The sequence below is a fragment of the Gillisia sp. JM1 genome (genome assembly GCF_000424645.1).
GTDB lineage: Bacteria > Bacteroidota > Bacteroidia > Flavobacteriales > Flavobacteriaceae > Gillisia.
Genome location: NZ_KE384219.1, coordinates 332,091 through 354,010, shown reverse-complemented (window position 1 = coordinate 354,010; position 21,920 = coordinate 332,091). Strand labels below are relative to the sequence as shown.

The following is a 21,920-nucleotide window of genomic DNA, read 5'->3' as shown; positions in this document are numbered from 1 at the left end:
CTGATAATTTCAAATCTATTAATCATGAAACGATTACTATTATACATGGTTTTTTTGCTTTCTGTAATGACGCTAAATGCTCAGAATGATTTTGAAAAGGTGAGTATCGAAATACTCCCAGAGAGTGAATTAATTATAGGCGGTAGTACAAATGTGAATAAATTTGATTGCCGTTTCAATATCGATCATATTAGTAAATCTATGATTGTAAGTTTTGCTCAGCAGGAAGAATGTTTTATTTTCAATGATTTTGAGCTTCAATTCCTTACCGAAGGTTTCGACTGCGGAAATAAAAGAATGAATTCAGATTTTCAGGACTTGTTGGTAGCAGAACACTATCCTGAAATTATGATCTCGGTAGATAAGGTTGAGTTTATTTCAGCAGAATATCTTAAAGCATTTATCACAGTTCAGATTGCCGGAAAAGAAAACAACTACGAATTACCGGTTCAAACCGGAAACAGTCGGTTCAAAGGAAAGTTCAAAATGAATATTCGAGATTTTGGTCTTGAACCACCTAAAAAGGCTCTCGGACTCATAGAAGTAGATGAGATGATAGAGGTACAGTTTGATTTGCTGACAAAAATATAATAGGACACATTAGTTTTCTTTAAGCTAAATGTATATCCGCTGTGCGTCCTAAAGGATATTCTGAACTTTAATAATGCTGAATTTTTGTTTCAACGATCCTAAAGAGAGTAAAAATTTTAGATTTATTCCGAATTTAAGAATATGACCACCCTTTAGGGCTGGGGTAAAGGCATATTCGGCTTTGAGATATTAAAATTAACTTTTAGGACTGTTTATGGATATACGTATTAAACTATAAAAACATAAAAAGTATTTATGAAAAATATAAAAATTGTTTCTCCTCAAGAAGCTGTTAAAGAAGTGAAATCTAAGCAAAGAGTTTTTGTTCAGGGCGCTGCAATGACGCCAAATTTATTGATAGATACTCTTTGTGAAAGATATAATGATTTACAAGATATTGAGATCTTTCATATGCATACGGAAGGGGAGGCCTGGTATACTAAAGAACCTTACAATAAAACATTTAAAACCAACTCCTGTTTTGTTGGCAGCAATGTACGGGGAGCAGTAAATTCAAATTCTGGATCTTATATTCCTATTTTTTTAAGCGAGATACATTTACTCTTCAAAAGAAATATCTTAGCCTTAGATGTAGCATTTATTCAGGTTTCCCCACCAGATGCACATGGATACTGCTCGTTAGGAGTTTCAGTAGACATTACCTTGGCTGCCATTCAAACTGCTAAAAAAGTTATTGCTCAGGTAAACCGACAAGTGCCAAGAACTCACGGGGATGGTATAATACATATAAGCCAGATAGATATTGCGGTAGAGGTTGATCAACCGATTCATACTTCCCATATTCTGGCTCCTTCTGAAACCGAATTGAAAATTGGAAGGTATGTAGCGGAATTAGTGGAGGATGGCGCTACTTTACAAATGGGAATTGGAGGAATACCCAATGTTGTTTTAAACAACCTCACCAACCACAAAAGGCTGGGAATTCATACCGAAATGTTTTCTGATGGGATACTTCCTCTAATTGAAAACGGAGTGATAACAGGAGAAGAAAAAACTGTAAAAACAGGTAAATTGGTGACTTGCTTTGCTATAGGATCTCAAAAACTATATGATTTTATAGACGATAATCCTATTGTCCATTTTAAGGAAGCTGCTTATACTAATGATACCGCTATTATAAGGAAAAATCCAAAAGTAACAGCAATTAATTCGGCGATAGAAATAGATCTTACTGGCCAGGTGTGTGCAGATACCATTGGTAAATATCAATTTTCAGGTGTTGGAGGTCAAATGGATTTTATGCGTGGAGCATCCTTATCTGAAGGCGGCAAAGCGATTATCACATTGCCATCTATTACCAATAAAGGATTCAGTAAAATTGTACCTTATCTCAAGGAAGGAGCAGGTGTTACTACTACAAGGGCTCACGTGCATTATATTGTAACAGAATACGGCGTAGTAGATCTCTTCGGAAAAAATTTAAAGCAACGCGCCAAAGCTTTAATAAGTATCGCCCATCCAAATTATAGAGAAGAACTCGAAAAAACCTCTTTTGAGTTGATAAAATAGTAAGGCTTAATAAAATTTTATTTTAATCCCTCATTGAGGGTTTAACCCGCCTGACCGGCTGGGCAGGTTCCCCGAGGCCTGCCCGATAAGTTCAGGCGGGCTTGCCTCGAATTTTTAAAAGTATTTTTCTCCCGAACCATCGGGACTTACCCCGTGGGCCCGACCGTACCGTTCGGGCGGGCTTGTCCCGAGGTTTTTGATTACTAAGCTGAACTTTCTTTAACCGGAATGAGTCAGCTTTTTTTTAGCCCTAACTGATCTCTGTCATATTTCTTGAGCCAACTAAAACTTAAATTTACCTATAATTTAAAATGCTAAAATCATGACAATTTATCAAAAACAACTATCAGAATTTAAACAGGATTATTTTGCAGGAGCAACAACGGGAATTCTTGTTTCCAGTTGTTTGGGTTCCATCGCAGCTATGCTTATCTTGATGAATGGTCATACTGTAATAGATATGATCCAGCTAGGGCTTGTTGTAGTTATTTGTATGTGGTATAATGCCTCTGTTCTTGCACAATTAAAAGCCAAATTTGTTTTTAATTCTTTAATTGCTAGTATCTTGGTTAGTACTTCATTTATACTTCTGAATATATTATAATACATGAAAGAGGATCTAAAGAACCGAGCAGATGTAAATAAACTTGTATTAAGCTTTTACAGTAAAGTCCGGAAAAATGAAGAAATAGGTTATTTTTTTAATAACATTCAAAATTGGGATGAGCATATGGAAAGGCTTACAGATTTTTGGGAAACGAACCTTTTTTATACTGGTGGGTTTCGTGGAAATCCCGCAATAGCGCATGCTAAGGTAGATAAGGAGCACAATAATAGTATTAAAGAGTATCATTTTGGAATCTGGATGAACCTCTGGTTCCAAACTATAGATGAGCTTTTTGAAGGAGAAATGGCTCAGCGGCTTAAAGATAATGCCAGAAAAATGTCTACACACCTTTTTTTAAGAATCTACCAAAGCAGACCTTCTTAAATTCCCTCTTCTAATATTTGTTTTTTTTTACTTCTGCTTTTGAAAAAGGATTAGTATTGTCAGGTAAAAAATTCAGGATTTCGGTGAGGCTAGAATTAACCTGGATTAAGACTTTTTTCAATGTTTAGGAGCTTGCTATTGGAACACAGAATTATTTTTTCCCTTTTTCAAAAATTTATACAGATTAAAATATTGGTTTTCAATTAGTTCTAATAAAGTCTTACGTCTTGAATCTAGCAGTGCAGCGATCTTATATCTTTTGTTGGACGACAATGAAAAAGAATATAAACTTCCATTATTATTCATGCAGAATCAAGATCGGTAATTTGTTACATATCTTGGAAAACAACCCATAACGGCTATTTAAAAGCTTATCAGAGATACTCAAATTCTTACCAAGAATAACAATAACATCAAATTTATCCTGAATTTCCAATAAAAAATCTGAGTTAAAAAATGCATTCTTATTTAAAAATCTATAATCCATATTTTCTTTAGAATCACTTTCCCATAATTCCTGGATCATTTTTTTCTTCAAAGCATAATTCTCATTCTCGTTAACATTTACTATGGTTAAACTCTCACTTTTCACATAGTTTCGATCTCTTAGAACCTGGAACGATTTTCTTTCTGAAAGGACAGAATAATCTATTGGTAAGATCATTCGTTTAGGATCAACAAAGTGTACCTTACCAGGTACTGCTAAAATATTACACTTTATTTTTTGAATTATTTCATATGCATGATTACCAAGTAAAGGATGCTTATGTTCTGTTTGACTAGCCGCACCAATGAAAATAAGATCTATGTTCTTTTCTTCAACACAGCGTCTAACAGCGGTAATTAAATTATCCAGTGATAGGTTAAGATGAAATTTATGTTCGGGATTGGTACTATAATTTTTTAAATTTTCTATGGCGGCATGCATCTTTTCAGAGATTAACAGCATTTTCTTGCCCAGCTTTTCGCTAGACTCCATATTGAAATTAATATCCTGAATATTAAGTAATGAAATTGTTGAGGGTGTTTCTCTTAGAAAATCTAATGCATACTTGCTGGCATTCTCCGATACTTCTGAAAAATCTGTCAGAATTAAGACATTCATTCGTGCTGGTTCTAATTAATTTATTCAAAATTAGAACAAGTGCACAGCCTTAAAAATGATGAAAATCAGTTACTGTCTTATTTAATCCCTCATTGACGGTTTAATTCCCCGAGGCTTGCCCGAAAAGAATTTCATTCAGGCCGGCTTGCCTCGAATTTAAAAGGTGTTTTTCCTCCCGAACCATCGGGACATACTCGTGGGCTAGCCCCGAGGTTCTTGATTGATAGTCCGCTTTTGTTCCACCGAGTAATTTTCAACTAACAGTACCCAATTTTTGTGTAATGTTGTCGATAAGTACCGGTTTTGTTTCAGCAACCTACTTATAAGGGGTTGAGACCCTGAAACTCCCGAGGCTTCGGGACAGGTTGACGTGGCCATTTCAAAGAAAATCAGTGTTTAATATTGGAAGCAAACCTGATCCATTAAATTATTAATCAATATTTCTTAATGCTTGTGTGTTAAGCAATTTAATGTTTCTTCCCTCAATCTCTATTAAGCCCTCTTTTTTAAATTCAGAAAGCGTTCTTATCAAACTTTCTGCGGCCATACCAGCTACACTAGCAAGATCGGAGCGGGATATCCGAATAGATTGTAAAGGATATTTTTCTATTTTTTCAGCAAAAAGTAGGATGGTTCTTGCGGTTTTCTTTCTAACAGAACCATATGCCATATTCATTAGTTGCTTTTTAAGCCCAACAAGATTGCTATTCAGAATTTCTAGTAGTTTTATACTTATATGTGGATTTTGAAGCAATATTTCGTATAAATCTTCTCGCGAGATGGCATAGAGCTCGGTGTTTTCCATTGCCGTGGCATAATCGGAATTTGAAGCATGAGGATCTTCACTAGCATTTCCAAGGAAATCACCAGATTTATATAGATATGTAATAAGTTCTTTTCCTTTATCATCATTATGGTGCGTTTTTACAACCCCATTTTTAACAAGGTAAAAGAAATTGGACTGTTTTCCTTTTTCGTATATAAATTCTCCTTTTTTAAAACTCAATATTGGATTGGACTCGAAATGTTCACGGAGCTCCGAAATATTTTTTAATTTCCCATTTTCCTCTGTTGAATTTTGATCTTTTTGAAAAGAATTTAAAATTGCAACTTTCGCTAATCTGCTTTCTATTGCACTTAATAGATCCAGCTCCTCAAATGGTTTAGTAAGATAATCATCGGCTCCCAGATCCATTCCTCGCCGAATATCTTTATGCTCTGTTTTAGCTGAAAGAAAAATAAATGGAATGTTGGCTGTTTTAGGGTTCTCACTAAGTTCCTGAAGCACCCCATAACCGTCCATTTCTGGCATCATAATATCACAAATGATAATATCTGGTAATTCTGCTTGTGCTTTGATACAACCCTGACGCCCATCATTGGAGGTCACGACTTCATACTCTGAAAGCTCAAGTAGTTCTGCCGTATTTTCACGTACAGTGACATCGTCTTCTATCAGCAATATTTTTTTCATCTAAATGCTATTTCCGGGGTTTGATATTGGAACTTCTATTTTAAATAGGGTTCCTTTATTTTCTTCACTTAAAAAACTTATTTGTCCACCCATATTTACCAAATGGGTTTTAGAAATATTTAAACCAATACCAGTTCCCTGATCCAGCAAAGCATTTTCTGCTCGAAAATATCTCTCAAAAATATGTTTTTGGTCTTTTTTTGGGATTCCTCGTCCCTCGTCTTGAATATTAAAAAATATTTTACTGTCTTTTAGTAATACGTCAAGCTTAATGGTAGTATTTTCAGGGGAATACTTAATAGCATTTCCTAAAATATTTGAAAGTACTAACTCCAGAATCTTTTCATCCTGATAAAGTTCTTCATCTTTAATGTCTTTTGGATATAAGATTTCCTGCCCATCCTTCAAGGTGACATTTGCGTTATAAACTACTTCATTTATGAGCCTTTTAAGGCTAAATGAAGCATATTTATATTGGCCTTTCCCACTGTCTAGCCTTTCTATAGATAAGAAATCATTCAGGATATTATTAAGATAATGCACCTTATTACGAATGGTGCCTAAATGTTTCTCCCGCTTATCTTGCTGCTCATTTTCAGTGTATTTTTCGGCGAGTGTAGCAGAGGTAAGTATTCCACTTAAAGGAGTTTTAAATTCATGCGAGACCAGGGAAAGAAATTTTGTTTTTAATTCACTAAGCTCCTTTTCTTTTTGAAGAGCATCTTTAATTTTTTCTTCTGCAGCTTTCCTTTTTGAAATCTCATTTTGAAGATTCTTATTCAGTTCTTCTAATTTATTGATGCTTTCACTAAGCTCACCTGTTCTGGTTTTTATTTTTTCCTCTAGATGAGAGTTGAGGTCATGTATTTGGCGCTCGGTTTCCATTCGTACGCTAATGTCTATTATTAGAGACATCACAAATTCTTGTCCATCTTTCTTAAAAGGGTTTAGGCCTGCTTCAACTGGAAATAAGGAACCATCTTTTTTAATTCCATGAAGGACCCTACCATGACCCATTTGCCGTTTCTCACTGTGTTCTATAAAATCCTCGAAATGGTGATGATGATTCGTATGGTATTTAGTGGGAATTAATAAATTCAAGTGTTGTTCGTTTAACTCCCCTTTTTCATATCCAAACATATTTTCTGCAGCTACATTTACCGCAACTATGTGTTGGGTACTATCAACCACAATGATCCCTTCTGAGGCAGCCTCGAATAAGATATTGAAAATTTGACCTTTATCCTGAAATGTTTTCTGCAAAGATTTGAATATTATAATTTGGAGTAAAGGTAAAGATTTAAAGCAGGATTGAAAAAATCCGCTAGCTGTAATTTTTTATGATTGCATAGGAATGAAAATTATAAATACAGAGATGTTTTTACAGGTAACTATTAAAATGTTTAAGCTACTTTATAGAGGTTAATTATGCCTTCTAAATATATTAAAAGCACTCGTTTTTAGTAGAACTTTTTAAGCACGAACTAAGCCCATTATAAATAGTTTAGCCTTATTTTTTAAATTTTAAAATTTATGTTTAAAATAAGACATCTATAAATAGTGTCGAAATTTATACGGTTTATCAGTAAATTAATAGCAAGCCAAGTCTTGTTTCTTAAAGCTCAGCGGTCTTTTGACTTTAACCAGATATTACTGATTTAAAAAACAAGTTGTAATATTTAAGAATAATCACTCCTTAGTATCTCCAGTTTCCTTTTCATAGAACTCTTCAAAGGTACTATCGGGTTTATAATCTTCTTTAAGAACCTTATACACCGTAATTATTAATAATAGTTGCCCAAAACAAACCAGATAAAAAACAAGAGGAAAAGGAAAGTTTAAAACTGAAATAATCGCGACCAATACTAGCACAATACTGGTTAAAACTAGAAAGAAAATACCAGAGCTTTTCATTTTTATTATGAAGTTAAGAATATCTCTAACATTATATTCTTAAGGTTTCGCTAAAAAATCATCTAATAAATTTAAATATCTCGCTTTAATCATTTTGAGATTATATCTTTTGAGAAGTTCAGATAATAGGTTTGAGAAAAATCAAAATATTGTGGCTATACTTGTTTGGAATCGAAATTATCTTATTCCGCAATTCGTGAGTTCAACGAAAATTGGTCACTAATTAAATTGCAATCCAATGATAGCTCATCGAAAATGTGATAAGAATTTTTTATTCTTCCCCCCAGTAGGCCTTTACAAATATTATTATGGATGTAATTTGCCTGGTTATGGACAAGGTATCTTACATTAACTCCGAGAAAATTTTGAGTATGTAAAGTAGGATGGATACCGGTGGAATAAGGTATTAACTAATAGGAATTAAGTGCTATTTCTACCATTTCACCCAGTTTTTTTTCTCGCATCTCTGGGGAAACCTTATCCCCGTTTACAAGGGAGTCTGAAATTGTGAGAATAGATAAGGCATTTACTCCATATTTTGCAGCGAGGGTATAGAGACCTGCTGTTTCCATTTCTACGCAAAGTACTCCATAGTTTGCCCATTTTTTATAGTATTCAGGATCTTCATCATAAAAAATATCTGAAGACAAAACATTCCCAGCTTTAAAAGCTATTCCTTTCCCTTTAACATGGTTCACTGATTTCATAAAAAGATTAAAACTCGCTGTTGGCGCATAATCTCCACCATCAAACCTGGACCGGTTTAAAGATGAAGTGGTTGAAGCCGACATCGCAATAACAAGATCGAGTAATTTCATATCTGGCTGAAAAGCTCCTGCACTTCCTACTCTAATAAGGTTTTTTACAGCATATTCATTTACCAGTTCATGAGCATATATCATTGCTGAAGGGATACCCATTCCTGTACCCTGAACAGAAACGCGTTTCCCCTTGTAAAAACCTGTATAACCAAGCATCCCTCTAACATTATTATAACAGATTCCATCTTCAAGAAAGGTTTCAGCAATCCATTTTGCTCGCAATGGATCTCCCGGTAACAATACCGTTTCAGCTATTTCTTCTTTTTTAGCTTCAATATGTAAACTCATTACTTCTAAGAATTTTAATCAATTATTTTATTTTTTTAAGTACTTCAATTTCTGTTTTCCCCTAAGCTTATAGGTCCTCTAAGTCTTGATATTTTCCTTTTACGGTTTCTGTTTTAACTTAATACGCTTTCTCAGGCTTTTTAAATACTTTATAAAATCAACTAAACTGTCATAGAGAATAGTTGGGTTTCCGGCTTATTTCTTTGTAATCGCATATCAAAAGCCATACATATATTTCTCACAAATGGTTTTCCGTGTTCTGTGATTTTTAAAAAATTAGTATCGAATTCCACCAATCCATCATCATACATCTCTTTTAAAGAATGTATAACCTCTGGCAGATCCTCAAAATAATCTTCCCTCGTGAACCAAGTTGTTTTAAAGTTACACATAAGGTTAAGGATGTGTTTTCTAATTACCAGATCCTCCTTTGTAAGAATATGACCTCTATATATCGCGGAAATGTTATTTTCAATCAAATTCTGATATTCCTCCACTCCTTTTACATTTTGAGCAAATCCGTACCAGCTGTCACTTATGGCCGACACTCCAAGTCCTATCATTACTCGGGTTCTGGAGGTGGTATAGCCCATGAAATTTCGGTGCAATGTTTTGTTTTCAATAGCTTGGTAAAGACTATCTGTGCAAAGCGCAAAATGATCCATTCCGATCTCAAAATAGCCAGCTTCTAGCAACATTTTTTTACCAATTTCGTATTGTTCACGCTTTTCCTCTGCAGTTGGAAGATCTTCGTCTTTATAACCGCGCTGGCCATTCCCTTTTATCCATGGTACATGAGCATAACTATAAAACGCAATTCTGTCTGGTAATAATTCTTTTGTACGTTCTATGGTATGAACAACATGTTCTTTAGTTTGAAAAGGCAGACCAAAAATAATATCATGACCAACAGAAGTAAATCCAGCTTCCCGAGCGTCTTGTGTAACTTTCTTTACATTTTCGAAAGGTTGTACCCTATGAATAGATTTTTGCACCTTTTCATTATAATCCTGAACGCCATAACTAACCCGTTGGAATCCTAATTTAGAAAATAAAGATAAGTGCTCTTTTGTAGTATTATTGGGATGTCCTTCAAAACTTAATTCTGTATTTTCTGCTTTATTTGCAATTCTAAAAATGCCATCTAATAGTAAGTTTAAATTGTCGATAGAAAAAAAAGTTGGTGTGCCTCCACCCAAATGTAGCTCTTTTATAACCGGCCTTTCACCCAAAAGATCACAATACATTTCCCACTCTTTGATTACAGATTTGAGATAAGGTATTTCTACGGAATGATTTTTAGTAATTCTTTTATTACACCCACAAAAAGTACAGAGGCTTTCGCAAAAAGGAAGATGGATATATATGCTAATTCCTTCAGAGGTATTACTTTCTTTAAAACTTCTTATTAAAGTTTCTTTATAGGACCTTAATGAGAATTTTTTATTATCCCAGTAAGGGACAGTTGGATAACTAGTGTATCTAGGACCCGCAATATTGTATTTAGAAATTAAATTTGAACTCATAATTATTCCTATTTAGAGTTTCAAAAATAATAAGGTAGTATGTTAGATAATATGAGGATTGTCAGGTATGCTAAAGTTGAATCCCTCATTGAGGGTTTAACCCGCCTGACCGGCTGGGCAGGTTCCACGAGGCCTGCCCGAAAAGAATTTCATTCAGGCGGGCTTGCCTCGAATTTTTAAAAGTATTTTCCAAGTCATACCTCATGGGCTTGCCCCGAGGTTCTTGAATTCTAATTTAACTCAGATTTATATCATTTTATGGTGATGCCAGAATTTAGCTCTTTAACTGTAAATTTTAGCGGTTTTATATAGAGGTTTATTTTCAATATCTATTTCCATTATATTAAAAACTGAATAAAAAACAGATTGTGAATATCTATTATCAGGATTATCGTCAATGCTTATTTTAAAATTTATATTTGGCATCCAAAAAATAAAGATATGAGCGCAACTTGGTATGAGTGTAAAGTAAAATACAGAAAAACACATGATTCTGGAGAACAAAAAGTAACTACAGAAACCTATTTATTAGATGCAATTTCGTTTACAGAAGCAGAAGCCAGAATTAATGAGGAGATGGCTGCTTATACTAGTGAAGAGTTTCTAATTACAAATATAAAAGTGGCTAATTTATCTGAGGTTCATCCTTTTGAAAATTCCGATAGATGGTTCAAATCTAAAGTTTCTCTAATTGCATTAGATGAAAATAGCGGAAAGGAGAAAAAAACCAATATTTATATGCTGGTGCAGGCTAATGATGTAAAAGAGGCTTTTGAGAATACTTCTCAGGCAATGGATAATACCATGGGAGAGTATTCCATTCCTGCTATCACAGAATCTCCAATTCTAGATGTGTTTCCATACTTCTCTGGAGATGAAGAAAAGTTAGAAAAATTTAATGCTACAGAAAAATCTGAAAATAAGGAAGAAAGCCTCGTGGAAGAGACAGAACTTAAATAATTTTCTATCATAGCATTTTAATCCCTCATTGAGGGTTTAACCCGCCTGACCGGCTGGGCAGGTTCCCCGAGGCCTGCCTCGAATATTTAAAAGTATTTTCCAAGTCATCTCGTGGGCTTGCTCCGAGGTTCTTGATTTAATATAAAAAACACCTCTTGATTTTAAGAGGTGTTTTTTGTGTTTTCAGGTTCTAGCTAATTGTTGCTATAGATCCTGTTGTTGGATTAAATCCTAAATTTAGGAGATAATCCTATTTATCATAAATAATGCTTACTTTTATAGCTTCAGAATTTATGAAATGAAAGATAAATTATTTGCAATTATAGATGTGGAAACCACTGGTGGTGGGATCAATGGAAATAGACTTACCGAAGTTTGTATTGTGCTACTTAAAGGTGGAGAAATTCAAGATAAATATACCACGCTTATAAATCCTGAAAAGCACATTCCTGCCCAGATAACCGCACTAACGGGGATCGATAATGAATTGGTGGAGAATGCTCCAAAGTTTGATGAAGTTGCCAAAGAGATCGAGGAGTTTATGCGGGATGCTATTTTTGTAGCTCATAATGTGAATTTCGATTATAATGTGCTTCGCAATGAATTCAAGCAATTGGGCTTCGATTTTAATCGAAAAAAATTGTGTACAGTTCGTCTCTCCAGAAAACTGATCCCGGGATTATTATCTTATAGTTTAGGGAGATTGTGTGATTCTATAAATATTCCACTTACAAATAGGCATAGGGCAGAAGGAGATACAGATGCTACAGTTATCTTATTTCAGCGCTTATTATCTTTAGATACAGATGGACAGATTTTTAATTCTTTTTTACATGCACATTCCAAGCAAGCGACTTTACCACCACATCTTTCCGCTGAAGAAATTCATGAGTTGCCAGAAGAACCAGGGATTTATTTATTTAAGGATAAACAACATAAGGTAATATACGCGGGAAAAGCAATCAACATTAAAAAACGTGTCTTATCACATTTTTACGATAAGATGTCCAAAGAATACCTCTTGGGGCAGGAGACTTACCATGTAGATCATGAAAGCACAGGGAATGAGTTAATAGCCTTACTCTTGGAAGCAGAATATATTAGGAAACACTATCCAAAATTCAATAGTGCGCAAAAGCGTCCAGGGATAACTTATCAAATCATTAGTTATATTAATCAGCGTGGAATAATTCAGCTTGGAATCGGCAAGACAAAGAGAATACAAGATTCTGTTGGCACCTTTTATAATCGGTCTTTAGCGACTGAAAAGCTGGAGCTCATATGTAAAAATTTTAAGCTATGCCCCCGATATTGCACTTTACAGAGCAGTATGGAAAAATGCTCACATTACAAGTTGAAGAATTGTGAAGGGGTTTGTGATGGCAATGAGTCTGTATCAGATTATAATTTAAAAGTTACTGAAGCTATAAATAGTCTAGGCCAAGAAAAACCGACGTTTGTGATCCGGGAAAAAGGAAGGCGTTTTGAGGAGGATGCTTTTATTCTAGTGAAAGAGGGAAGATATCAAGGTTATGGTTACTTAGATTCTGAAGTTCAAATAGCATCCATTGAAGATTATGAGCCTTTTCTAAAACTTCAGGAATCCACTTTTCATACCCATAAAATATTAAATAGTTATTTGAGGAAGTATGGAGAGAAAAACGTGTTTTATTTTGATCAGTTGGAGTATGCTTAAAAAAGCTATTTAGTGCTGATTCTTTTTGGTTAATTTATTGGGTCTAAAATATTATAGACTGGAGTTTTGCCGTGCCGCAAATATTTTTAGATGTAGATGTGTAGGTGTTTTTAGTAACGTGCACTATAGGTGCTATCAAATTGAATATTTTTAAGAAAGTTTGCATCAAAATTATCTTCGATTTTTTTTGGGAAATGTAACTAATAACTCAAAAAATTAATACCCGTGAGTTTTTCAGACTCTTCCCACAAACGTTTTGCAACTAGGACATCATAAGCCTGAGATTCAGCTTTTGCCAATCCAGGATTACCGTTCATTTCCATAAATCCTTGTGGCCCGTAATAATCGCCTCCGTCTACGTTCTTACCTAAGCTTGCCAATAAGGTTGGTTTAGCTGCATTTCTTGGAGAATGTGTAACTAATAGTAGAAAAGGAGTTAGAAGTATGGAGGCCAGTTTTGGTAAATGTCTTGCCAATTCTGTATTAGAGGCACCAGGATGGGCTGCTATAGAAATGGTATTTGTTTTTTTATTAGCCTCCAATCTTCGTTGTAATTCTTTTGAAAAAATTAAACAAGCCAATTTACTCTGCCCATAAGCACCAAATTTGGAATACTTCTGTTCACTTTGCAAATCCTTAAAGTTGATTGAAGCATTTTTATGTGCAATGGAACTAAGAGATATAATTCTGGAATTTTCAGTTTTTGTGATTATATCAATTAATAATCCTGTTAATAGGAAATGCCCAAAATAGTTTGCAGCCATCTGTAATTCTAACCCATCTTTAGTTTTTTGATAAGGTGGCATCATCACCCCGGCATTATTTACTAATAGATCTAAACTACTATACATTGCAAGAAAGGACTTCACAAATTCTCGAACAGAATCTAATTCACTTAGGTCTATTTCTATAATCTCCAACTTGGCTTTTGGAACTTGTTTCAAAATTTCATCTTTGGCGCTTTGTCCCTTATTCAAATTACGGCATGCCATTATTACTTTAATCTCGTTTTTTGCAAGTTCCAATGTAGTTTCAAAACCTAGTCCGGCATTAGCGCCGGTAACAATGGCTATTTTCTCTTTTTGATTTGGAATGTCATCAAGTTTTAGAGTAGACATATTATTTGTAATTTAAATGTAAGTACTTATTTATCTTTTATTAGATGCACTTCTAAAAGCTTCCTTTGCGAAAGTTTATTTGCTACATCGAATATTTTCTCCTGTAAATTAGTCATATTAATAAGTAATTCATGCAAAAAAAGTTGATCTGCTTGATTTGCATATTTCTCCTTGTTTCTTCAAATTGAGAGAATAAATGATGTGCTAACAGGAGATTTTGATGCTCGTTTAAAAAGGAAAGATTGTATTAGATAAGTTTCAGGATCAGTTATTAAGAATACCTCTTATTTAAAAAGGGATATAAACGGTATTAAATATTAAGTATATCTTTTTTAATTCAAATTCAACTTGGAAATAAAATTATCATGAAAATTGGATACGATTTCTTTGATTTAGTGGCATTCAAAATAAAAACTTTTAAAATTCCAATAGAGAAATGCTATTATGACTGATATTGAGGAAACTTATTTAAATAGAAAAAAAACCTCGAAGAAATTTAAAATTCTTTGAGGTTTTACTTTTTTACAGGCTGTACAATTAATCTGTAATATTGATTTTAGCCGTCATAGAACTATGAAACTGGCAATTATAAAATAAGGTGTCTGGGGCATCTGCGGGTACTGTAAAAGTTATGGTTCCTTGCTCTGCGCCATTATTAGTAACACCATTGCTATAGGCATTTGCGTTGGTGTTCCCTTGAGCAGTTTTAATAAAGAAAGGATGTCCTGAAGCATTTACAACAAATTCATAAGTTTCTCCACGCTTTAAAGTAAGTTCAGGGTTATTTGCATCTGAGAAGCTTCCACCATTGAATATATATGCTGTTGTTCCAGTATTAGTTACATTAAAAGAAGTCGCAGAAGCATTTTCATCTTCACCTTCATTAGAACCAATATTACCTTGAGCGACCAAAGTTCCTAATTCCTCTGCACTAAGATGAATATTTACATAACCATCGTAAACTAAAATGGCCTCGTAATTAAAGCTAGATCCATCATCGAAAGCAGCGATATTAGTTTTTCCAACACCAGTATCACCATTTACAGGATTCAAAGTAACTACAATATCACCACCTTCTTCAGCCGTATTCATATGGATGTGTCCAGGATACATTGCTCCGGCTGTTGTATTCTCCAAGTTTACTGCGGCTAAGGCATCGCCATTTTTTCTCTTAGAAAAAGTAATATTTCCACTAATATCTTGAAAGTCAACGCTTCCTAAATCGTAGGTTTTAGTTTCTCCTGTTAATTCATTTTGCCCTATATCGCCTTGTGCAACCAAAGTCCCTAAATCTTCTGGACTCAAATGAACATTTACGTAACCATCAAAATTTAAAAATTCAGAATAAGAGATGGCTGTGCCATCATCTAAAGTTGTGAAATTAGTAGAACTTTTTCCAGTGTTTCCATCTATTGCCTCTAAGCTAACGGCGATATCACCACCTTCGGCAGCCGTATTAAAATGAACATGTGCAGGATGAACGCCGTTACTTGGCGTATTTTGAAGATTCAAATCTAATTGAATAGAATTATCAGAGAATTCAGTTACTGTTACAGTTCCTGAAATATTTGGATCTGCTACAGAAGATAGGTTGTAGGATTTTGTATTTGCCGTAGCAGTTGGTTCTTCTACAATTATTTCTTGCATAGCATCATCGTCGTTACTACAATTCACAAATAAAATTGTTGAAATAAATAGTAAGCTAAAGAGTTTGATTTTTTTCATGTTTTCTATTTTGTTTAATTATTGAGTTAAAAGATTAAACATTCTGAATTCCAAATAAACGAATTCTTTATTCTTAATTTGGACATTCAGTTGATTTTTAACAAAAGATTATCCTATATAAATTTTCCGATTAAAGGATAGATAAGTGCTCTCTGAAAATTTCATTGAAAAATTTTAGAATAGAAATGTAAACTGCAATCAGCTCACCATTTCTTCATGTGATCTTTATGATATTTTCTCTTCAGCCGTATATTTTATATACGAGAAAAAAACTGGTTAAGTTTGAAATACAAATAAATAGATAGTTTATTTTAATTTATAAAATTGCCTAATTTGCAGCTTAAAAGATAATTGCTTTTTAGAGTCAATTAAGGTTTGGGTAAGTACCCTCTACGAATTTCATTAATAAAATATAACATAAATGCGAATTGCAATCCCTTCCCTGTTTCTTCTAATGAGCTTTTTCTTGATTGGTTGTAGTGTACAAAAGATCGAAAATGTTCCCTATTTACAATCTACTTCAAATAGTAATTCTCAGCCTAGCTTAAATATTTTCACTCCCAAAACATCCAATTCAGAAAACAATACTGTTCTGGTTTTTGTTCATGGCGGAAATTGGAATAGTGGGAAAAAGGAATTGTATGATTTCTACGGAAAAAATTTCGCGAAGAAAGGTATTACCACTGTTGTGGTAGGATACACCTTAAGTCCTGAAGCAGATTATAAAGTGATGACCACTCAAGTAGCTGAAGCCATTAAGTGGACTCAAAGAAACATTGGTGAATATAAAGGAGATCCTAAAAAACTATTTCTAACAGGTCATTCCGCTGGAGGACATCTGGTTGCTTTAGCTACAATGAATGAGGAATATGGAATTGAACCATCTTCTATTTCTGGAATAATCTTAAATGATGCAGCTGGTCTGGATATGCATCACTATCTACAACAATATCCACCAACAACTACAGATAACTATCTCAGCACTTGGAGTGATGATCCAGAAGTATGGAAAAAAGCTTCACCAATCTTTTATGTGTCTGAAAACACTCCAGAGATCATGATGTATGTTGGTGAGAAAACCTATCCTTCTATTAGGGTGGCAAACAAAAGGTTTTTGGAAGCATTAAAACCATTTCAACCAGATCTGGAACCAATACTTTTAGATAAGAAGCATATCCCAATGATGACTCAATTTCTCTGGCCGTGGAATAATAGATATCAGGAAATGGTTAGGTTTATGAATGACAATTAACAATTAGCAATAACCAATTATCCAAAACTTATATAGGGTAATTATATATTGATGTCATTATTTTTCTGCTCTTTTGCTTTATTCACTATAGCTTTTAGGCGTTCTTTATGTGCCTCTTTTTCTTTACGAAGTTTATTCTTCTTCCTATTTAGAAGCTTGGTGTGTTTTGCTTTATTCTGAGTGTTCTTTTGAGCTCCTTTTTTGGCCATTTCTGCAATAAATTGAAAAGGATAAATATACCTATAACTTTTTTTATTTTCAAACCACAAACCACAAACCACAAACCACAAACCGCAAACCACAAACCACAAACCACAAACCACAAACCACAAACCTGAAACCTCAGACCTCAATCCTGAATACGGAAAACGGAAACATTAACCAACAACCTCCAAACTGCTATATCCTTGTCCGTTTCTGGTGAGTTTTATCTGAGTTGCTATTCTTTCTTTTAAAGAGTCTACGTGGCTTATAATGCCTATAGTTTTAGAAGATTCTGCCTGTAATCTTTCCAAAGTATCTAATGTCTGATCCAGTGTTTCAGGATCCAGCGTCCCAAAACCTTCATCTATAAACAGACTGTTTATTTCCACATTTTTGGAAGCCAGATCACTTAAAGCCAAAGCGAGGGAAAGACTTAAAATAAAGGTTTCTCCGCCAGAAAGTGTTTTTACAGAGCGGCGTTGCCCACCCATATGCTGATCTATAGCTACTAATCCGTCGTCTTCATCTGTGGTAGGCTTGTCTATAAGATATCTATCACTAAGATCTTTCAGTCTAATATTTGCTAAATGTAGCAATTGAGATAAGGTAAGGTCTTGCGCAAAATCGTTGAATTTCTTCCCTGTTGCATCACCTATCAACTCATTTAATAGAGTCCAGCGCTTGGTTTTTTTCTCTTTCTCGGCAATGTCAAGTTTTATAGATTGTAATTTTGCTAAAGACTCTTCATGGTTCTTTAAAACACGTTCCAATTCCTTGCTTTCGTCTTGAAGTGACTTTAACTGCTGCTGTTTTGTGTTTAACTCTTGCTGAAGCAGATCTGTAGTTGCTACTACATCTTTAGTCTTTAACTGCTCTAATTGTGTAGATATCACCTTTAAGGTAGTGGTAGCCGATGCTATTTCTGTACGTAAGGAATCACGTTCTGTTCTAAGGTCGTTAAATAGCGTATCACTTAATAAAGCTGCAATTGCCTCAGAAATAGTAGAAAAACCTTTTTCTAGTAGCTCCTTTAAAAGTTGTGGTTCTAATTCTGTAATCTTGCCTATAAAACCGCTTCTTTTAGCCTCGCTTACTTTAAACACTTCAGCTAGATGCTCTTTTTGTTGGTTCAATTGGATCCATTTTCCTTCTAATTCTCTACAATCTGCATGAATATTTGCTCCTGTATAAAGTTTATTTAACTGCAATTTTAATTTGCTGCCATCATTTAGAATTTCCTGCATTTCTTTCAGGATTGGAATACCTCTCTCTATCTTTTGGTAATTGGAAAGTTCCTTTTCGTAAGTCTCCAGATTATCAAGTTGCTCTTCAAAATATGAGATCTTAGTATCCCAATCTACTTTTTCTTCTACTTTATAGTTTTTAAAAGTGGCAGTAAATAACTCCTTTTTGGACTCTAATTTCTCTTCCAGTTCTTTTATCTCAACCTCTAAAACAGCTAAGCTTGAAGTAGCTAATTTTAACTCAGAATTTAATGTTGCCATTTCCTTGGTAGAGGTCATTAAACTATTTTTAGCTGCTGTAATCTGCAGCTGAAGTTGATCATCTTCTTTAGGGAGATGTTCTGTATAAGGATGATGTACTGCTCCACAAAGCGGACAGGGCTCGTTGTTTATCAGTTTATTACGGTAATCTTCCAGTTGAGTGCGCATCAACAAATTCTCTTTTTGTAATTCTAAATTATCAAGATTCTTACTTTCAATAGTGGTTCTAGAATCTAATAGCGCTATTTTGTTAGGCAAGTCTTTAGTAATAGGAAGAAGTTGCGCTTTTTCTTTTAATTTATCGGCATGGGAAAAAAGCAGTTGCTGCAATTCTATTTTGAAATTTTTGGCTTCACGGGTTTCTTCCAGATTTTTTCTAATATGAGTCCTTTCCTTTGGAATGTCTTGAAGTTGAAAATCTTTTAGTTTAGACTTGAGATCTTCAATTATCTGTGTCGAATTTTGTTTTAAACTATCAAGTTTTTGAAGGTCTTCTTCTGGAGAATCTGTAATTACCAATGGAACTTCTTTCAACTCCACTCTTAGTATTTGTTGTAAGTTTTTCCATTCCGCTCCTTTTTTATTCCGTTCCTCAAGCAGGCTGCTCACTTGAGAACTAAATTGCTCTAAGCTTGAGGCAACTTCATTAGCTATTATTGGCTTTTTAATGAATTTCTGAATGTTAGTCAGCTGGGTGGAAATATGCTCTGTATTCTTTTCTTTTTTCTGCTGAAGCAATTCACGTTCTTTATCTAAAGAAGCTATTTCTATAGACCATGTTTTCCAGTTTCTTAAATCTTCTGAAACAGATAGAAGTTTTTCATGTTGCAACAATTGCAAACCTTTTATACTATCAAAAGATTTTAATTTTTGTGAAGCTTGATTAAGCTTAACCTTGGTTTTTTCTACTTCAGAAGTTTGCAAAAGAACTTCCTTTTTTAGTTTTACTTGCTCTTCCTTAAGTTTAACTTCCTTAACTAATGGCTCACAAAAGCTTGTTTTTTCCAGAAACTCCTTTTTAAAGGTATCCAGATTTTCAGGACTTAATAATTCCTCTTCAATTCTCTTAATATTGAAAAGTTGCTCTTTGATATCCGCATTACTGGCTCTAAATTTTTCGTAAGCTTTTATTCCTAGTTTTCTATAGATCCCGGTGCCGGTTATCTTTTCTAATAATTCCCCTCGTTCATCTTTTTTCGCTCTAAGAAATTGTGCGAAATCTCCCTGAGCCAAAACCACAGATTTTATAAACTGATTGTAATTAAGCCCAATTAATTCTTCATTTTTGCCTGGAACATCAGATTTCTTTAGGTCTAAAATAGCTCCGTTTTCTACAGAAGAAATTTCCATTTCATATTCCCGTAATTTTTCATTTCTATTGGTAGAAATACTCCACTGAGAGCTAAAAATTCCATATTTACATTCGTAAGTAACTCTTGCAAAAGCTTCTTTCTGATTGCGAGTAAGAATAGCACCTTTATTCAAGATCTCAGATCTTGAGATCTTCCCTAATCTAGGAACCTGATTAAAGAGAGCTAAAGAAATAACATCTAATAAGGTTGATTTTCCACTTCCAGTGGGTCCGGTTATTGCAAAAAGAGAGCTTTCTGTAAAAGGTGAATTGGTAAAGTCTATTTGATGTTCCCCTCGAAGGGAATTTATATTCTGAAATTCTATTTTTAAGATCTTCATTGCTTAGAGTTCGTTTGGAGTTTCTTGTTGTTGTAAGTCTTCCATGAGTTCATCGAAAGCGCCTAAAATCTCCTTGCTTATATCTGTTTCATATGGTTGTTTTGCTAATAATTCCAAAAACACTTCTCTAGGTTTTAAATCTTCTAATTGGGTTGTGCCTGCATATAATTCACTAGCACCAGATAGTTTATTTTTAAAGTTCACACGGCTTTTTACAATTTCAAATCCTGGACTATTAAAATTTTGGATCAGCTTATCCAGTTCATATAATTTAGTTGCATCATACTGCTCTTCAATCATTTCTAATTCTATCAAATTATTCAGAGAAGAATTATTAATCAGCTGCGAGAGTTTAGTTTGAAGTTCATTAAGATCTCCAGTTAGCTTCAGTAATTTTCTAAAAATGGGAACTGGGATACTTTCCGGAATCCAGGATTTTCCAGAATCCAGTATCAGAACCCTTTTTTCATCTTTACGTTCACTAAAGGAAAGTGGAATTGGGGAGCCACTGTAATAAGTTGGAACTAGTCCGTTCACTTTTTGAGGTTTATGAATGTGACCTAAAGCGATATAGTTGAAAAAATCTCCAAATTGAGAAGCTTGAAAAGCAGCTTGATTTCCTATTTGGATATCGCGTTCACTTTCTGAAGTTTCCACTCCTGCAGCAAACAGATGGCCCATTGCCAAAGCTGGAATACTTGGGAATTTGTCATTGCAGACTTCCGCAGCACTTAAAAAGGTGTTTTGGATCCCCATTTTAATTGACTCTAATCTGTCATCATAAGTGTTGCCATCGGAAACAGAACGAAGATTGGCATCCCGCAAATAGGGGAGTGCTGCAACAACTATTTCTACTTCTCCCGATCTTCCTTTAATGGGTATAATACATTCTTCAATATTTTCACGTAGACTACCAACCACATGCATTTCCAATTCCCGCAGAATCTCCCCCGGAGCATCCAACATAGCAGGGGAATCATGATTTCCACCGGTTAAAATGATCTTACAATTTAGATTTCTTAATTTTAATAAGGCCTTATAATATTGCTTTCTGGCTTCGGAGGAAGGATTGGCAAGGTCAAAAACATCTCCTGAAATCAGCAGTAATTCTATTTCATTCTTTTTGATGCAGCTAAGCAACCAATCTATAAAAAGATCGAAATCTTGGGAGAGGTCGTGTTTATGTAATTTTTTACCAATATGCCAGTCGGCAGTATGAAGTATTTTCATTAGGGATCCGTTTTATATGCAGAAGATGCATTTTTTTCGAATTTTGAAAATACAATATCTGAGAGATTGGTACAACCCTAGAAGTGAATCTTTTTCCAATTTTATACAAACTATCCTGCTTTTACAAATGGTTGTACTAATCTTGAAGTAACGAACTCTTTAGATGATCAAGTAATTATTAATGGGCCTTTAAGTTTTCAGAATAGGAATCATTGTATAAAAAAAGTCCGCTTTCAAATTTTACTAGGAAAACGGACTTTTCGATAATAGATAAGTATAATTGTATGGTAAAAAAGTT

General features: G+C 34.2%; 18 protein-coding genes. 7 read left to right on the top strand and 11 right to left on the bottom strand.

The genetic code is table 11. The features are described from left to right. Positions 1-24: 24 nt before the first annotated feature. The 4 genes from H033_RS0115930 to H033_RS0115915 all read left to right on the top strand — a co-directional run bounded on the left by H033_RS0115930 (position 25) and on the right by H033_RS0115915 (position 3,112). Positions 25-591 (top strand): YceI family protein, encoded by a 567-nt coding sequence (locus H033_RS0115930; RefSeq protein WP_081661885.1) that lies wholly within the window; start codon positions 25-27, stop codon positions 589-591. A gap of 255 nt (positions 592-846) precedes the next feature. Continuing rightward, the gene (locus H033_RS0115925) at positions 847-2,121 is read left to right on the top strand and encodes an acetyl-CoA hydrolase/transferase family protein (RefSeq protein ID WP_026839202.1); all 1,275 of its coding nucleotides are present in this window, start codon (positions 847-849) and stop codon (positions 2,119-2,121) included. A 322-nt stretch (positions 2,122-2,443) separates the two neighbouring features. Continuing rightward, positions 2,444-2,725 (top strand): hypothetical protein, encoded by a 282-nt coding sequence (locus H033_RS0115920; protein ID WP_026839201.1) that lies wholly within the window; start codon positions 2,444-2,446, stop codon positions 2,723-2,725. Between the two features lie 3 nt (positions 2,726-2,728). Then, positions 2,729-3,112, top strand: a complete 384-nt coding sequence (locus H033_RS0115915) for a group III truncated hemoglobin (protein WP_026839200.1) — start codon at positions 2,729-2,731, stop codon at positions 3,110-3,112. 298 nt (positions 3,113-3,410) lie between these two features. Here the strand turns inward: H033_RS0115915 and H033_RS0115905 are convergent, their stop codons facing one another. The 6 genes from H033_RS0115905 to hemN form a co-directional block, all read right to left on the bottom strand. Continuing rightward, the gene (locus tag H033_RS0115905; protein ID WP_026839199.1) at positions 3,411-4,217 is read right to left on the bottom strand and encodes a universal stress protein; all 807 of its coding nucleotides are present in this window, start codon (positions 4,215-4,217) and stop codon (positions 3,411-3,413) included. Positions 4,218-4,647: 430 nt separating this feature from the next. Beyond that, positions 4,648-5,691: a response regulator gene (locus tag H033_RS0115900; RefSeq protein WP_026839198.1), complete on the bottom strand. Its 1,044-nt coding sequence runs from the start codon at positions 5,689-5,691 to the stop codon at positions 4,648-4,650. Next, positions 5,692-6,954, bottom strand: a complete 1,263-nt coding sequence (locus tag H033_RS0115895; RefSeq protein ID WP_026839197.1) for a PAS domain-containing sensor histidine kinase — start codon at positions 6,952-6,954, stop codon at positions 5,692-5,694. Positions 6,955-7,380: 426 nt separating this feature from the next. Continuing rightward, positions 7,381-7,605: a hypothetical protein gene (locus H033_RS0115890; RefSeq protein ID WP_026839196.1), complete on the bottom strand. Its 225-nt coding sequence runs from the start codon at positions 7,603-7,605 to the stop codon at positions 7,381-7,383. A 410-nt stretch (positions 7,606-8,015) separates the two neighbouring features. Continuing rightward, entirely contained in the window at positions 8,016-8,714 is a 699-nt protein-coding gene (gene deoD, locus H033_RS0115885; RefSeq protein WP_026839195.1) for a purine-nucleoside phosphorylase, read from the bottom strand. 161 nt (positions 8,715-8,875) lie between these two features. Beyond that, positions 8,876-10,240, bottom strand: a complete 1,365-nt coding sequence (gene hemN, locus H033_RS0115880) for an oxygen-independent coproporphyrinogen III oxidase (RefSeq protein WP_026839194.1) — start codon at positions 10,238-10,240, stop codon at positions 8,876-8,878. 441 nt (positions 10,241-10,681) lie between these two features. On the opposite strand from hemN, the gene H033_RS0115870 reads away from it, so the two are divergent. Together H033_RS0115870 and H033_RS0115865 are read left to right on the top strand one after the other, a co-directional pair. Then, entirely contained in the window at positions 10,682-11,200 is a 519-nt protein-coding gene (locus tag H033_RS0115870; RefSeq protein WP_026839193.1) for a DUF4494 domain-containing protein, read from the top strand. A gap of 298 nt (positions 11,201-11,498) precedes the next feature. Further along, on the top strand, positions 11,499-12,896 hold the full coding sequence (locus H033_RS0115865) for an exonuclease domain-containing protein (protein WP_026839192.1): 1,398 nt from the start codon (positions 11,499-11,501) through the stop codon (positions 12,894-12,896). A 200-nt stretch (positions 12,897-13,096) separates the two neighbouring features. On the opposite strand, the gene H033_RS0115860 is transcribed toward H033_RS0115865, so the two are convergent. Then, the gene (locus H033_RS0115860; RefSeq protein WP_026839191.1) at positions 13,097-14,014 is read right to left on the bottom strand and encodes an oxidoreductase; all 918 of its coding nucleotides are present in this window, start codon (positions 14,012-14,014) and stop codon (positions 13,097-13,099) included. Positions 14,015-14,551: 537 nt separating this feature from the next. After that, positions 14,552-15,739, bottom strand: a complete 1,188-nt coding sequence (locus H033_RS20445; RefSeq protein WP_051227998.1) for a hypothetical protein — start codon at positions 15,737-15,739, stop codon at positions 14,552-14,554. A gap of 421 nt (positions 15,740-16,160) precedes the next feature. On the opposite strand from H033_RS20445, the gene H033_RS0115845 reads away from it, so the two are divergent. Further along, positions 16,161-16,991, top strand: a complete 831-nt coding sequence (locus tag H033_RS0115845; protein ID WP_026839190.1) for an alpha/beta hydrolase — start codon at positions 16,161-16,163, stop codon at positions 16,989-16,991. Positions 16,992-17,032: 41 nt separating this feature from the next. On the opposite strand, the gene H033_RS20440 is transcribed toward H033_RS0115845, so the two are convergent. From H033_RS20440 to sbcD, 3 genes are read right to left on the bottom strand one after another with little or no spacing between them, the layout of a single operon-like run. Then, the gene (locus H033_RS20440) at positions 17,033-17,344 is read right to left on the bottom strand and encodes a hypothetical protein (RefSeq protein WP_034886428.1); all 312 of its coding nucleotides are present in this window, start codon (positions 17,342-17,344) and stop codon (positions 17,033-17,035) included. A 24-nt stretch (positions 17,345-17,368) separates the two neighbouring features. After that, a complete protein-coding gene (locus H033_RS0115835) occupies positions 17,369-20,392 on the bottom strand; it encodes an AAA family ATPase (protein WP_026839189.1) in 3,024 nt (1,007 codons plus the stop codon). A gap of 3 nt (positions 20,393-20,395) precedes the next feature. Then, positions 20,396-21,622 (bottom strand): exonuclease subunit SbcD, encoded by a 1,227-nt coding sequence (gene sbcD, locus H033_RS0115830; RefSeq protein WP_026839188.1) that lies wholly within the window; start codon positions 21,620-21,622, stop codon positions 20,396-20,398. Between the last annotated feature and the right edge of the window lie 298 nt (positions 21,623-21,920).

Coding starts and splice junctions, on each gene's coding strand:
- H033_RS0115865 (WP_026839192.1), top strand. CDS start 11,499: ATGAAAGATAAATTATTTGCAATTATAGATGTGGAAACCACTGGTGGT.
- H033_RS0115925 (WP_026839202.1), top strand. CDS start 847: ATGAAAAATATAAAAATTGTTTCTCCTCAAGAAGCTGTTAAAGAAGTG.
- H033_RS0115920 (WP_026839201.1), top strand. CDS start 2,444: ATGACAATTTATCAAAAACAACTATCAGAATTTAAACAGGATTATTTT.
- H033_RS0115900 (WP_026839198.1), bottom strand. CDS start 5,691: ATGAAAAAAATATTGCTGATAGAAGACGATGTCACTGTACGTGAAAAT.
- H033_RS0115860 (WP_026839191.1), bottom strand. CDS start 14,014: ATGTCTACTCTAAAACTTGATGACATTCCAAATCAAAAAGAGAAAATA.
- H033_RS0115905 (WP_026839199.1), bottom strand. CDS start 4,217: ATGAATGTCTTAATTCTGACAGATTTTTCAGAAGTATCGGAGAATGCC.
- H033_RS20445 (WP_051227998.1), bottom strand. CDS start 15,739: ATGAAAAAAATCAAACTCTTTAGCTTACTATTTATTTCAACAATTTTA.
- deoD (WP_026839195.1), bottom strand. CDS start 8,714: ATGAGTTTACATATTGAAGCTAAAAAAGAAGAAATAGCTGAAACGGTA.
- H033_RS0115835 (WP_026839189.1), bottom strand. CDS start 20,392: ATGAAGATCTTAAAAATAGAATTTCAGAATATAAATTCCCTTCGAGGG.
- sbcD (WP_026839188.1), bottom strand. CDS start 21,622: ATGAAAATACTTCATACTGCCGACTGGCATATTGGTAAAAAATTACAT.
- H033_RS0115890 (WP_026839196.1), bottom strand. CDS start 7,605: ATGAAAAGCTCTGGTATTTTCTTTCTAGTTTTAACCAGTATTGTGCTA.
- hemN (WP_026839194.1), bottom strand. CDS start 10,240: ATGAGTTCAAATTTAATTTCTAAATACAATATTGCGGGTCCTAGATAC.
- H033_RS0115845 (WP_026839190.1), top strand. CDS start 16,161: ATGCGAATTGCAATCCCTTCCCTGTTTCTTCTAATGAGCTTTTTCTTG.
- H033_RS0115870 (WP_026839193.1), top strand. CDS start 10,682: ATGAGCGCAACTTGGTATGAGTGTAAAGTAAAATACAGAAAAACACAT.
- H033_RS0115930 (WP_081661885.1), top strand. CDS start 25: ATGAAACGATTACTATTATACATGGTTTTTTTGCTTTCTGTAATGACG.
- H033_RS0115915 (WP_026839200.1), top strand. CDS start 2,729: ATGAAAGAGGATCTAAAGAACCGAGCAGATGTAAATAAACTTGTATTA.